Origin of the sequence: Tabrizicola sp., assembly GCF_036781545.1 — a bacterium.
GTDB lineage: Bacteria > Pseudomonadota > Alphaproteobacteria > Rhodobacterales > Rhodobacteraceae > Tabrizicola.
Genome location: NZ_DAIQAT010000013.1, coordinates 1 through 12,735 on the forward strand (window position 1 = coordinate 1; position 12,735 = coordinate 12,735).

Genomic DNA, 12,735 nt, shown 5'->3' on the forward strand with positions numbered 1-12,735 from the left:
GCGACAGCCCGATCCGGTGCCCCGGCGGGAAGGCATGGGCGATGTCGTCCAGTTCTACCACCACCTCGACCGGCGCACCGGGAACAAGCGCCTGTGGCCGATCATGCCCGGTATGATGCGTGAGATTCAGCAGACCCAGCGTCACCCGGGTCGAGGCCCCGTCCGGTGCCACGTCGCAAAGCCGCACCGCCACCAGCGCCAGGGGCCTGTCCGAGGCGACCCGCAACCGAAGTCGGGGCGTGCCGAGGATTTCCACCCGCTCCTCCAGCGGCGCACTCGTCCAGACCAGCGAGCCGCCATCATCCTCGCGCTGGTCGGTCGGCCAGTCGGCATCCGCGCCATAGCGCCCGATCTCACCCGCAGCCGCGCCCACCCAGAGCGGCGAGCACAGCTTTGCCGCCCCCGCCTCGGGCCTGTCGCGCAAGCCGCCACCGGCCGGATAGAGCCGCCAGTCCTCGATCCGGGGGCTCGGCCAGCTGTCTTCGCCGATCCAGCGCCCCGGACGGTCATGATAGCAGGTCTGCGGCGGCACGCTTTCCTGCATCCAGACCCGCAGCGCCGGTTCCTGCATGATCCCGGTGTCGTGCCCCTTCAGCCAGTGGTCGCACCAGCGCAGCACCTCTTGCAGCCAGCCGATTGCCGGACCGACGGTGACATCCATCGGGAAGGAATGCGCCCAGGGGCCGACGAGCCCGCGGCATCTCTCGGCTCCCAGTCCCGCGACCAGCCGGGGCACCGCTTCCGAATAGTTGTCCGCCCAGCCGGACACCGCATAGACCGGAACCCGGATCGCGGCGAAATCCTCGCAGACCGAACCTTGCCGCCAATACTCATCGCGCCGCTGGTGTTGCATCCAGGTCAGCCCCCAGGGCCGGTTTGCCGCGATCCGTTGCAGCCACAGGTCGCGCCAGGCTGCCCCATGCAGCGCCGGGTCGGGTGGCAGGTCCATGCCCGCCACCATCGTGCCCGACCAGTCCAGGTTGTCCTTCGACAGGCAGCCGCCGATATAATGCACATCCGTGGCGTAGCGATCGTCGGTGAAGCCCACCGCGATCACAGTTTTCAGCGCCGGGGGTTGACGCGCCGCGATCTGCAAGCCGTTGAACCCGCCCCAGCTGATGCCGATCATCGCCACCTGCCCGTCGCACCAGTCCTGCCCCGCGATCCAGGCGATCAGGTCGCAGCCGTCCTGCTGTTCGACCTCTGAATACTCGTCATGCAGCAGCCCCTCGCTTTCGCCACAGCCGCGGATGTCGACCCTGAGGCAGGCATAGCCGTGCCCCGCCAGATACAGGTGCATCCCCTGGTCGCGGCTTCGGGTGCCGTCATGCTTGCGGTACGGCAGGTATTCCAGGATCGCCGGATGCCGCCCCTCGGCCGGGCGCCACAGCTTGGCCGCCAGCCGTGTGCCGTCCGGCAGCGGGATCCACAGGTTCTCGACCACCTCGACCTGATGCGGGAACTCCCTGCGAACCTGCGCCACGCGACCCCTCCGCCATGCCCTCCCTCTTGCTATACAATCGTTCAGCAAGCCGATCAAGCGTCGTGGCACTTCGTCAGGCGCGGAAGATCGCCTTCAGCCTTTCGTGGTCCAGTGCCCGGCAGATCATCCCCTCGGGCTTGACGGTCGGCACGTCCTCGCCCGCGACCATGGCGTTGACGACGGCTTCTTCGACGGATTGCACGGCGGCGAGATAGAGGTCGTCGAGCAGGTCGATGTTCAGCTCGTGCTTCAGGGCCACGGCAGGGGCGAATTGCGGCATCGGGCCCGGGTTGGCGGTGGAGAAGGCGAGGAAGATGTCGCCCGAGTTGTTGCCGCCGGGGGTGCCGCCGCGTCCGATACCGAGCGCGGCGCGCTTGGCGACCTGGCGCAGCGCGAGGCCGGAGAGAGGGGCGTCGGTGGCGAGGATCACGATGATCGACCCCATTTCGGCACTGCGCAGCGTGTCTTCGGGGATCAGCTGGCCGACGGGGCGGCCAAGGATGGTCAGCCAGGGGCGGATGCCGTGATTGGCCTGCACCAGCGCGGCGACGGTGTAGTCCTGCCCGCCCAGCACGATCCGGCGCGAGGCGGTGCCGGTGCCGCCCTTGAACTCGTAGGCGATCATCCCGTTGCCGCCGCCGGTGGAGCCCTCAGTGACCGGGCCGGTGCTGCGGGCTTCCAGCGCGGCGATGGCGTGGTCGGGCTGGACGTGCAGCGCGTTGATGTCGTTCAGGAGACCGTCATAGGTTTCGGCCACCACCGGCATCGCCCAGGCGTGGTGATTGGCGAAGTAGTCGGCATAGTGGCCGATCATCCAGCGGGTTGCGCCGGTATGCGCGGCGCCGACGCCGTGGGTGTTGGTGATCAGGATAGGACCCAGGAAATAGCCGGCGTCGTTGATCCAGTGCGTGCCGGTCATCTCGCCATTGCCGTTCAGCGCATAGTGCCCGGCCCAGACCGGCTGCGGCTCGGTCCCCGGGCGGGGCAGGATCGCGGTGACGCCGGTGCGCATCTTCTTTGCCGGGTCGGTGAGCGTGCAGAAGCCCACGGCCACTCCGACCACGTCGGTGATGGCGTTCAGCGGCCCGGGCGTGCCGGGGAAGGGCAGGCCCAGGTCGCGGGCGCGGGGTCGGGTCATGTCAGTCGGTCTTTCTGCTGCGAAGCCACAGGCCCAGCGCTGCGATCACCACCGAGGCAAGGATGATCAGCGTGGCGATGGCGTTGATCTCGGGTTTCACGCCGCGGCGGATCATGCCGAAGATGAAGACCGGCAGCGTCGTGTCGCCGGTGCCCGAGATGAAATAGGTGATGACGAGGTCGTCCATCGAGATGACGAAGGCCAGAAGCGCCCCGCCCAGGATGCCGGGGGCGAGCTGGGGCAAGAGCACCTTGCGCAGCGTGACCCATTCGGAGGCGCCGAGGTCGGCCGAGGCTTCCTCCAGCGCGGGGTCGATCCCGGCGATGCGGGCCTGGACGATGATGAAGACATAGGAGGTGAGGAAAGTGCAGTGGCCGATGATGATGGTCAACATCGACAGGTTCATGCCGATGGTGACGAAGAAGATGAGAAGGCCGATCCCCAGCACGATGTCGGGCATCATCATCGGCAGCATGAGAAAGCCGTTGTAGACCCCGCGCAGCCGGAAGCGGTAGCGGGCCAGCGCGATGGCCGTCGCGGTGCCGATCACGGTGGAGATCGTGGTGGTGACGACCGCCACGGTCAGCGAGGTGCGCAGCGCGGCAAGCATCTGGTCGGTGCTTTCGACATAGGCCGCCCGGTTCGACACGTCGGTCGCCCGGTCCGACAGGCCCAGAAGGCCGGTGTACCAGTCGAAGGTGAACCTCTCCCAGATCATCATGTTGACCGGGTTCGAGTTGAACGAATAGCCAATGATCACGAACAAGGGCGCGTAGATGAAGGCGAAGAAGGCCAGCGAGAACAGGGTCAGCGCCGCCCAGCCTGCGGGGTTACGCATGGCCGCCTGCCTTTCTGGCCCGGGTGACCGACAGCATCAGCACGGTCAGGACCACCGTCATGATGATCATCGACAGCGCCGAACCGAAGGGCCAGTTGCGCGCCGAGAGGAATTGCTGCTCCACCAGGTTGCCGATCATCAGCCCCTTCGCGCCGCCCAGCACATCGGGCACCACGAAGTTGCCGACCGATGGGATGAAGACGATCACTGCCCCGCCCATGATGCCGGGCAGCGTCTGCGGCAGGATCACTTTCAGGAAGGTCTGTACCCGGTTGGCACCAAGGTCCAGCGAGGCCTCGACCTGCGCGCGGTCGAGGTTGTCGACGGCGGCATAGAGCGGCAGGAACATGAAGGGCACCATGACATAGACCATGCCGAGGACGACCGCCGTGGGGGTGTAGAGGATTTCTAGCGGCTGGCTGATCACTCCGGTCCAGAGCAGGACCGTGTTCAACAGGCCCGAGGGTTTCAGGATCAGAAGCCAGGCGTAGAGCCGGACGATCAGGCTGCAGAAGAAGGGCAGGGTGATCAGGAACAGGAAGACCAGCCGCCAACGCTCTGACAACCGGCTGACCCAGAAGGCGACAGGGTAGCAGAGGGCCAGCGTCAGGACGACGGTCAGGGCGGCGAAGGCGAGCGAGCGGAGCAGGATCCGCAGGTAGATCGGCTCGTAAATTTCGTTCAGCCCGTCGGCCCAGCCGAAGATGCGGCCGTAGTTCCAGTGGTAGAAGGCCCATTCCACCCCGCCGTAGAGGCCGGGGGTGAGGACCGAGAAAAGCGCGATGATGAGCAGCGGCAGCAGGAAGAAGATGCCGAGGAACAGCGTGACCGGGGCCAGCAGCACCCCCAGCACGACGGATTGCCGCTTCAGCGCCATCACGCGGCCTCCAGCACATGCACCTGCGCCGGGTCATGCGCCAGGCGCACCGCGGCACCTTCGGCAAGGCCCGCACCGTCGCGGGCGATGACGCGGATTTCGGGTCCGCCCGCCTGTGGCTGGACGAAGATGTAGAGATCCGACCCCAGATAGACCGCCCGTGTCACCCGTCCGGCGATGCCTTCGCGGCCCAAGGTGAAATCCGCCGGGCGCAGAATCGCGGTGATCCGCTCGCCCACCGACCGCCCGCTCGAGGGGAGCGACAGTTCCACCCCCTCCGCCGTTCGCGCCAGGGCCAGGTCGCCCTCGATCCGGTCCACCGTGACCGGGAAAAGGTTGGTCTCGCCGATGAACTCGGCCACGAAGCGGTTTCTCGGGCGGCGGTAGATGTCGCGCGGGGTGCCGATCTGCTCGATCTTTCCGGCGCGCATCACCACGATCCGGTCTGACATGGTCAGCGCCTCTTCCTGGTCGTGCGTGACGAAGATGAAGGCGATGCCAAGGTTGTTTTGCAGCGTCTTCAGCTCCAGCTGCATCTGCTGGCGCAGGTTGCGGTCCAGCGCGGACAGGGGTTCGTCCAGCAGCAGAAGCCGGGGCTTGGCGATGATCGCGCGGGCCAGCGCCACCCGCTGCCGCTGCCCGCCGGAGAGCTGCCCCGGCCTGCGGGCGCCGAGGCCCGAGAGGCCGACCTTCTCCAGCGCCTCGGCGACCTGACCGTCGCGCGCAGGCCGCGGCACCCCCGCCACCTCCAGCGCGTAGCCCACGTTCCGCGCCACGGTCATGTGGCCGAAGAGGGCATAGCTTTGAAACACGGTGTTCACCGGGCGGCGGAAGGGGGGCAGGGCGGTCAGATCCGCGCCCCCCAGCCGCATCGTCCCGCTGTCCAGCATCTCGAAGCCCGAGATGGCGCGCAGAAGCGTGGTCTTTCCGCAACCCGAGGGGCCAAGCAAAGTGACGAACTCGTTCGCGCCGACCGTCAGGTCCACCCCGTCCAGCGCGGCCAGCCGCCCGCCTTCCGGCGTGACGAATTCCCGCCGCGCCGCAGTGATCTCCAGAAGGTCAGCCATTCACTGCGCCGTGCGGATCGTGTTCCAGGCCCGGTCGTAAAGCTTCAGCGCCGCGCCGATATCCTCGAAGATCTGCAGGCGGGTCATCGTATCGGCGCCCACGTTGATGTTGGGGTTCGACCTGATGAACTCTGGCGTCAGCGCGTTGGCCGGGATGTTCGGCGTGCCGTTGAACTGCTGCGCGACGTTCAGGGCAGCGATCTCGGGCTTCAGGTAGAATTCCATGAACTTCTTCGCGTTCTCCTTGTCCGGCGCCGAGGCCAGCACGCAGATGTTCTCCTGATACATCGTGCCGCCCTCGGCCGGGATGATGTATTTGATGTTCGGCATCTCGGTGAAGAAGACGTTGCCGCCGACGAAGAAATGCCCCGCCGCGATATCGCCCGAGGTCAGCATCGGCGGCACTTCATAGGTGAAGGCGTTGACGGCTGCCTTGTGCGCCAGAACGTAGTCGGCCGCGGCCTGCACCTCGGCCGGGTCGGTCGAGTTGACCGAGGTCCCGTTCATGATGTGACCGATGGCCAGCACCTCGCGCATGTCGTCCAGAAGCGTGATCTTCGCCCCGGTCTTTTCCGGGATGGCGAAGAAATCCGCCCAGCCGGTGATCGGGCCGGTGATGTCCTCGTTGTAGAAGATGCCGACCGTGCCCCACGCATAGGGCAGGCAGTATTCGCTGCTCGGGTCTTCCTTGGCGCGGAAAAACGCCGGGTCGATGTTCTTGAAGTCCGGCGCGGTGTTGATGCCGGTCTTTTCCAGAAGGCCGAGCTTGATCATGATGTCGTTCATGTGGACCGAGGGGAAGACGATGTCATACCCGGTCGCCCCGGCCTGGATCTTCGCCAGCATCTCCTCGTTCGAGGAATAGGTGTCCAGCGTCACCGCGATGCCGGTTTCTGCGGTGAAGCGGGTCAGGACCTCGGGGTTGATGTAGTCGCCCCAGTTGTAGAGCGCGAGCTTGCCGTCGGCCTGGGCCATCCCGGCGACCGTGGCAAGCGCGGCGGCCAATCCAAATGCCTTCATGATCTTCTCCCGATTGGTACCTTCGGGTCGGTCCGCCGGGGCAAAAGGGCTTGGCGGGGGCGACTCGGGCATGTTATGTTCATGACAGAACGCTATCATTCTGTAGATTTGCTGTAAACTCTGTCATGAACGAACTGCCATCCGCCCCCGAAGAATCGCCTCTTGCCGCAAGATTGCGCGGCATTTCCGGGGGTTTGACCAAATCCGAGGCGGTGATCGCCCAGTGGCTGATCCTGAACGAGGCGACGCTGGGGCTGGAAACCGGTGCCTCGATCGCCGCGAAAACGGGTGTCAGCGAGATCACCGTCAGCCGGTTTCTCAAGCGGGCGGGCTACAAGGGGCTGCAAGGGCTGAAGGAAGACCTGCAGGCGGCGCTGGTCCATGCCCATGTCTCGCCTTCGGACCGCTATTTCCGGCTGCTGGATGGAGAGATCGGTGCGATCCTGAAGCGCGACGCCGATGCGGTGCTGGCGTTGGCGCATGAGGTGGAGAAACCCGCCTGGCCGCAGGCCATCGACGCCATCGCATCGGCGGACGAGGTCTTCGTCACCGGCTTCCAGACCATCCGCGGCATCGCCGAGGATTTCGCGCGCCGTCTGGCCATTGTCCGGGGGTCGGTCCGGTTCCTGTCGCCGCATGACGGGGGACTGGTGGAATGGATCCCGTCGTTCCGCCGGGCCGAGGAGACGCGCTGCCTGGTGATGGTCGACATGGCCCCCTATGCGCGCGAGGCGCTGCCCATCCTGCAGACCGCGCGGGAGCTGGGGATGCAGGTGGTGGTGGTCACGGACGAGCTGAATACCTGGGCCAGCGCCGAGACGCCCTTCGTCTTCCATGTCGTGACCAAGGTCGATGCCTTCCTGGAAAGCACCGGCCCGATGACCACGCTGATGAACGTGCTGATCCACGAAGTCGCCGGTCGCGCGCCCGAGAAGGCCCGCAAGCGGATCAAGGACTGGCCGCCGATCATGCGGGGCCTGGGGCTGTATTAGCACCTACCGTCCGGACCGATGACAATGGCGTGTGAAGCGCCCTGTCGGCTTGCCCGGAAGCGTATTTAGAACATATAGTGAACAAATGGCCAAGCGCACCCTGTCCGAGAAACTGGCGATCCTGGCGGATGCCGCAAAATACGATGCGTCCTGCGCTTCTTCCGGCGGCGAGCGGCGGTCGTCTGCGGATGGCGCCGGGCTTGGGTCCTCGGGCGGGGCGGGGATCTGCCATGCCTATGCCCCCGACGGGCGATGCATCTCGCTTCTGAAGATCCTGATGACCAACTTCTGCATCTACGACTGCGCCTATTGCGTGAACCGGGCCTCGTCCCGTGTGGAGCGGGCACGGTTCTCCGTCGAGGAGGTCGTGCGGCTGACGGTCGAATTCTACCGCCGCAACTACATCGAGGGGCTGTTCCTCTCCTCGGGCATCATCCGCTCGCCCGACGACACCATGGCCGACATGGTCCGCATCGTCCGCACCCTGCGCGAGGCCGAGAAATTCCGCGGCTATATCCACCTGAAAACCATCCCCGACGCCGCCCCCAAGCTGATCGAGGAAGCGGGGCGCTGGGCGGACCGGCTGTCGATCAATGTGGAGCTTCCGACCGAGACGGCGCTGACGGCGCTCGCCCCGCAGAAATCCGGCCAGACCATCCGCAAGGCGATGGCCGATGTGCGGGCGCGGCGCGAAGCCTCGCGCGAGACCGGTCACCGGGGCAGCCGGCCCGCCCGCTTCGCGCCCGCCGGCCAGTCGACCCAGATGATCGTCGGGGCCGATGCGGCGACCGACGGGCAGGTCCTGACCACTGCTGCACAGCTTTATGCATCTTACCAGATGGGACGGGTCTACTATTCCGCCTTCTCGCCGATCCCGGATGCCTCGCAGCTGCTGCCCCTGATCCGCCCGCCGCTTCTGCGGGAGCACCGCCTGTACCAGGCCGACTGGCTGCTGCGGTTCTATGCCTTCGATCTGGCCGAGATCGTGCCCGAGGCGGGGATGCTCGACCTTGAGGTCGATCCGAAGACGGCCTGGGCCCTGGCCAACCGCGACCGCTTTCCGGTCGAGGTGAACAAGGCGCCGCGCGAAACCCTTCTGCGGATCCCGGGTTTCGGGGCCAGGTCGGTGACCCGCATCCTCGAGGCCCGCCGCCATCGCGAGCTGCGCTATGAGGATCTGACGCGGATGGGCTGCGTCTTGCGTCATGCGCGGCCCTTCATCCAGCTTCCGGGCTGGACCCCGGGCCGACGGCTGGATGACGTCAACCTGCGCGCGCGGTTCGCCCCCCGGGCCGAGCAGCTGACGCTCTTCTGATGCTGAGCGTTTTTCTGCCCCGGATCGGCACCGTCGCGATCTGGCGCAGCCGGGCGCGTGCGTTGGCGCTGGCGGGTGTCCCGGCCGGGCAGGTTCTGTGGCGGATCGAGGGGGACGGCGGATCCGACCTGTTCGCGGGCGGAGAGGTCGCCGCGGGGAAGGGCAAGGCGCTGCACCTTCCGCGCGAGGCGATCGCCACGCTGGAGACCGCGCTCTGCCATTCGGACCCGGAAAGATTTCACCGCGCCTACGACCTCGTCCTCCGCCTGTCGGAGGGCAGCCTGCGCTGGGGCGACCGGTCGGACGTGGCGATGCTCCGGCTGCTCCAGCAGGAAAAGGCCGTCCACCGCGACATCCACAAGATGCACGCTTTCGTCCGTTTTCGCGAACTGTCTGCGCCCGGTGCCACCCGTCGCGCCTTTGCCGCCTGGTTCCAGCCCGACCATCCCATCGTCGAGGCCGCCGCGCCCTTCTTCGCTCGCCGCTTCGGTGACATGGACTGGATCATCGCCACGCCCGGACTGACCGCCCGCTTCGAGGCGGGACAGCTGTCGTTTTCCCTGACCGAACCCGGCCCCCGCCCGCCGCCGGACGCGACCGAAGACCTCTGGCGGACCTATTTCGCCAATATCTTCAACCCCGCGCGGTTGATGGTCTCGGCCATGACCTCCGAGATGCCGCGCAAATACTGGAAGAACCTGCCCGAGGCCGCGCTGATCCCGGAAATGATCCGCCAGGCCCCCGCCCGCGCCCGCGCGATGCAGGAGGCGGCGCCGACCTTTCCCCTGCCCCATGTCGAGCGAATTCTCCCACAGCGCCCGGCCTTGCCCGAGGGCCTGAGCCTCGCCACGATGAAGCCCGCGCTGGACGCCTGTCGGCGCTGTCCCATCGGCGGTTGCGCGACCCAGGCCGTCGCTGGCGAGGGACCGGGGGATGCCGGACTCATGATCGTCGGCGAACAGCCGGGCGATGCCGAGGACCTGGCCGGGCGGCCCTTCGTTGGTCCGGCGGGCCAGGTCTTCGACCGCTGCGCCACGGCTGCCGGGCTGTCGCGCAGCGCGGCCTATCTCACCAATGCGGTGAAGCATTTCAAATTCCTGCCCCGTGGCAAGCGGCGACTGCACCAGCGGCCCACGGCGGGCGAGGTTGTGCAGTGCCGATGGTGGCTGGACCTGGAACGGAAGCTCTTGCGCCCGAAGCTGATCCTGGCGCTGGGTGCGACGGCGGCCGAGGCTCTGACCGGCTCCGGTGCGCGGCTTTTGCAGCGCTGCGGGACGGAGGAAGCCGGGCCGGACGGCATCCCGGTCCTGATCTCGCTGCACCCGGCCCATGCCCTGCGTCTGCCCGATCCGACCGCCCGGGCCGAAGCCGAAACCCGCCTGACCCGCGATCTGGCCCGGGCTTGGGCGATCACGAAAGAAGCCTAGAACGTCGCCAGAAGGTCGATCAGGCTGTGGAAATCGGTCGGTTTCTCGATCAACGGCACATCCGACAGGTCCTCCGGGATGACCTCGCTGCTGTAGCCGGTCAGGAAGACGAAGGGGATCCCCCGCCGCCGCAGTTGGCGGGCAAGGTCGAACCTCGGCCCCCCGTCGCCCAGGTTGATGTCCAGCACCGCCGCCTCCGGAGCCTCCAACCCCACCGCCTCCAGCGCCTCGGCCTCTGACGGGTAGGGACCCAGCACCATCGCCTTCGCATCCCGCAGCGAGGCCGCCAGATCGGCGGCTATGTAGAAGTCATCCTCGACCACCAGCACCTTACGGTTTCCCAGATCCAGCTTGTTTGCCATGTCGAGCACTCCTCCAAAGACCGCGGCGAGCGGCGGCGCCTCCGTGTCCAGTACGCTTTCATGATCCTGCAGCGGAAACTCCAGGTGGCAGGTCGCGCCCCCCGGCGCGAAGCTCAGCACCCCCCGCCCGCCCAGCTCGTAAGGAATACGCCGCTCGATCAGTTCGCTGCCGAAGCCGTGCCGTGCGGGGGGCGAGGTGAGCGGGGCCCCGGTCTCGACCCAGGCCAGCTCCAGCCAGGGGAAACCCTCGCGATCCATCCGCCGCCAGCGGACCCGGATCACCCCGCCCGGCACCGACAGCGCGCCGTATTTCATCGCATTGGTGCAAAGCTCGTGGAAAGCCAGCGCCAGCACCTCGACCACCTTGGGGGAAAGCTGTACCTCCGGCCCTGACAGGTCGAACCGGCTGTCATCTTCGGCCTTGGCGCGAAGCTCGGCCTCGATCACCTCGCGCAGCGGCGCGCCGCGACTGGCCGACCGGGTGAGCAGCATCTGTACCCGCGCCAGTGCCGTCAGCCGGCCGTCAAGGCTGTTGCGGTAGTCCTCGGGCGTCGCCGCCCCGCGCACCGTGCGCGCGGCGATGGTGCGGATAACCGTCATCAGGTTGCGCACCCGATGCTGCAGCTCCGAGACCAGCACCTGCTGGTGCTCGCGTGCGAGCTTGGTCTCGGTGATGTCCTCGGCAATGCCGCCGATCCGCACCACCTCGCCCCGGGTATCGTGGATGGGGAAGCCGATGCTGCGGATCCAGCGGAAGCTTTGGTCGCTGGCCCGCCGGATGCGGTACTCGCTGATCAGGGTCTCGCCCCGGGCGATCCGGAGCACCCGCTGCGACATATCATCCCGCTCCTCGGGCACGATCAACGCCCCCAGCACCCGTTCATCCGCTGCCAGTTGCTGCGGGGTCAGGCCGAACACGCGCTCTACCGTGTCGTTCACATATTCGAAGGCGAAACTCCTGGCGTCCCTGATCCAGATGGCCGCCAGCGACGAGGCGCCGAATTGCCGGAACCTGATCTCGCTTTCCCGCAGCGCCGCCTCGGCACGGGCGCGCTGCATCAAGGCCCAAAGCCTTTCTGCGGTGTCCTCCACCAGCCGGGTTTCCTGCGGCGTCCAGACACGCGGCCGATCATCGACCACACACAGGGCGCCTGCCAGCTTCCCGTCCTTCAGCAGCGGGACGTCCACCCAGGACATCGCGCCCTGCGTGAGGAAAACCTCGCGCTCAGAGGCGGCGAGGCTTTCATCGGCGGTCATGTCCGGCATGATCCAGGTCGCGCCCCCGGCGACGTGCTCATAGGTCGTGCGGAGCGCCTTGAAAGGGTAGCGGCCCGCAAGGCTTGGCAGGCCCCCGGTCCGGAAATCGTCGGCGATCACGCCGACCCCCTGTGCCGGGTCGTACTCCAGATGATAAACTCGCGCGACATTCAGGCGCTTCCCAAGAAGTTCACAGCCACGGGCCCGAAGCATCGCGGCATCGGCAAGCGGCCGCAGTTCATCGCCCAGCCGCAACAGAAATGCCTGACGTTCCTCGCTTTCGTGCAGCGCCCGTTCAGCCCGTTCGGCCCGCACTTTCGCGGTGGCATCCACCGTGACGTTCAGCAGGCCCCTTACGGCCCCGGTCTCGTCCCGCACCGGCGAATAGGAAAAGTTCCACCAGGTCTCCTCGGGATAGCCGTTCCGCGTCATCACCAGCGGAAATTCCACGTTGCGGATGGTGTTTCCCTCAAAGACCTTGTCGACCAGGGGCTGGATCTCTGGCCAGATCTCCGGCCAGGCCACATCGAAGGGTTGGCCAAGGGCCGTCGGATGCCGGGCGCCCAGCATCGGGGCATAGGCATCGTTGTAAAGGATCGTCCGCTTCGGCCCCCAAGCCAGCTGCATGGCATGGCCAGAATTCTGCAGGATGTCGACGGCGGTCCTCAAGCTTTGCGGCCAGCTTTCGCGCGGTCCAAGCGGTGTGGCGGCCCAGTCGAAGCGGGCGATCAGATCGGCCATGCCGGGAACCGTGGATATCGACCTCACCATCAGCGCTTCCTGTCCAAACCGGCCCAACGCTTGACCGGTGGCGAGGTTCCAGCGGCCTCTTGTCGTCAGGACCGCATCGCCGCCTTGGATCAGGCGAAGATCGCTTCGCACAGCGCATGGGGCGCTGCCGGTCGGCAGGGCGCTGTCCGCTTCGTCGGGGTTCAACACCCGAGCCAAGTCGTATCAGC

At 66.8% G+C, this 12,735-nt stretch carries 10 protein-coding genes; 3 read left to right on the forward strand and 7 right to left on the reverse strand.

Going from position 1 to position 12,735, the window contains the following annotated elements:
• From V7Q39_RS04255 to V7Q39_RS04280, 6 genes are all read right to left on the reverse strand, one after another.
• A partial coding sequence (locus V7Q39_RS04255; RefSeq protein ID WP_333815237.1) for a CocE/NonD family hydrolase occupies positions 1-1,483 on the reverse strand: 1,483 nt, incomplete at its 3' end.
• Between the two features lie 73 nt (positions 1,484-1,556).
• Positions 1,557-2,621, reverse strand: a complete 1,065-nt coding sequence (locus tag V7Q39_RS04260; RefSeq protein ID WP_333815238.1) for a DmpA family aminopeptidase — start codon at positions 2,619-2,621, stop codon at positions 1,557-1,559.
• A gap of 1 nt (position 2,622) precedes the next feature.
• The gene (locus V7Q39_RS04265) at positions 2,623-3,459 is read right to left on the reverse strand and encodes an ABC transporter permease (protein WP_333815239.1); all 837 of its coding nucleotides are present in this window, start codon (positions 3,457-3,459) and stop codon (positions 2,623-2,625) included.
• A complete protein-coding gene (locus V7Q39_RS04270) occupies positions 3,452-4,336 on the reverse strand; it encodes an ABC transporter permease (RefSeq protein WP_333815240.1) in 885 nt (294 codons plus the stop codon). Before V7Q39_RS04270 ends, V7Q39_RS04265 begins: the two co-directional genes overlap by 8 nt.
• Complete coding sequence (locus V7Q39_RS04275) at positions 4,336-5,403, reverse strand: ABC transporter ATP-binding protein (RefSeq protein ID WP_333815241.1); 1,068 nt, start codon at positions 5,401-5,403, stop codon at positions 4,336-4,338. The genes V7Q39_RS04270 and V7Q39_RS04275 overlap by 1 nt, the downstream gene beginning before the upstream one ends.
• The gene (locus V7Q39_RS04280; protein WP_333815242.1) at positions 5,404-6,423 is read right to left on the reverse strand and encodes a polyamine ABC transporter substrate-binding protein; all 1,020 of its coding nucleotides are present in this window, start codon (positions 6,421-6,423) and stop codon (positions 5,404-5,406) included.
• A gap of 125 nt (positions 6,424-6,548) precedes the next feature.
• On the opposite strand from V7Q39_RS04280, the gene V7Q39_RS04285 reads away from it, so the two are divergent.
• From V7Q39_RS04285 to V7Q39_RS04295, 3 genes are all read left to right on the forward strand, one after another.
• Positions 6,549-7,415, forward strand: coding sequence for a MurR/RpiR family transcriptional regulator (locus V7Q39_RS04285; RefSeq protein ID WP_333815243.1), 867 nt, complete (start codon positions 6,549-6,551; stop codon positions 7,413-7,415).
• Positions 7,416-7,500: 85 nt separating this feature from the next.
• Complete coding sequence (locus V7Q39_RS04290) at positions 7,501-8,730, forward strand: putative DNA modification/repair radical SAM protein (RefSeq protein WP_333815244.1); 1,230 nt, start codon at positions 7,501-7,503, stop codon at positions 8,728-8,730.
• Entirely contained in the window at positions 8,730-10,157 is a 1,428-nt protein-coding gene (locus tag V7Q39_RS04295; protein WP_333815245.1) for a UdgX family uracil-DNA binding protein, read from the forward strand. The genes V7Q39_RS04290 and V7Q39_RS04295 overlap by 1 nt, the downstream gene beginning before the upstream one ends.
• Here V7Q39_RS04295 and V7Q39_RS04300 read toward each other — a convergent pair.
• Positions 10,154-12,547 carry an HWE histidine kinase domain-containing protein gene (locus V7Q39_RS04300; protein ID WP_333815247.1) on the reverse strand — a complete coding sequence of 798 codons (2,394 nt, stop codon included), beginning with the start codon at positions 12,545-12,547 and terminating at the stop codon, positions 10,154-10,156. The two genes, V7Q39_RS04295 and V7Q39_RS04300, sit on opposite strands and share 4 nt — an antisense overlap.
• Positions 12,548-12,735 lie beyond the last annotated feature (188 nt).

What these genes read in the sequence shown, in the direction of transcription:
- V7Q39_RS04265 (WP_333815239.1), bottom strand. Translation starts at nt 3,459, where the DNA reads ATGCGTAACCCCGCAGGCTGGGCGGCGCTGACCCTGTTCTCGCTGGCC.
- V7Q39_RS04270 (WP_333815240.1), bottom strand. Translation starts at nt 4,336, where the DNA reads ATGGCGCTGAAGCGGCAATCCGTCGTGCTGGGGGTGCTGCTGGCCCCG.
- V7Q39_RS04260 (WP_333815238.1), bottom strand. Translation starts at nt 2,621, where the DNA reads ATGACCCGACCCCGCGCCCGCGACCTGGGCCTGCCCTTCCCCGGCACG.
- V7Q39_RS04300 (WP_333815247.1), bottom strand. Translation starts at nt 12,547, where the DNA reads ATGGTGAGGTCGATATCCACGGTTCCCGGCATGGCCGATCTGATCGCC.
- V7Q39_RS04290 (WP_333815244.1), top strand. Translation starts at nt 7,501, where the DNA reads ATGGCCAAGCGCACCCTGTCCGAGAAACTGGCGATCCTGGCGGATGCC.
- V7Q39_RS04275 (WP_333815241.1), bottom strand. Translation starts at nt 5,403, where the DNA reads ATGGCTGACCTTCTGGAGATCACTGCGGCGCGGCGGGAATTCGTCACG.
- V7Q39_RS04280 (WP_333815242.1), bottom strand. Translation starts at nt 6,423, where the DNA reads ATGAAGGCATTTGGATTGGCCGCCGCGCTTGCCACGGTCGCCGGGATG.
- V7Q39_RS04285 (WP_333815243.1), top strand. Translation starts at nt 6,549, where the DNA reads ATGAACGAACTGCCATCCGCCCCCGAAGAATCGCCTCTTGCCGCAAGA.
- V7Q39_RS04295 (WP_333815245.1), top strand. Translation starts at nt 8,730, where the DNA reads ATGCTGAGCGTTTTTCTGCCCCGGATCGGCACCGTCGCGATCTGGCGC.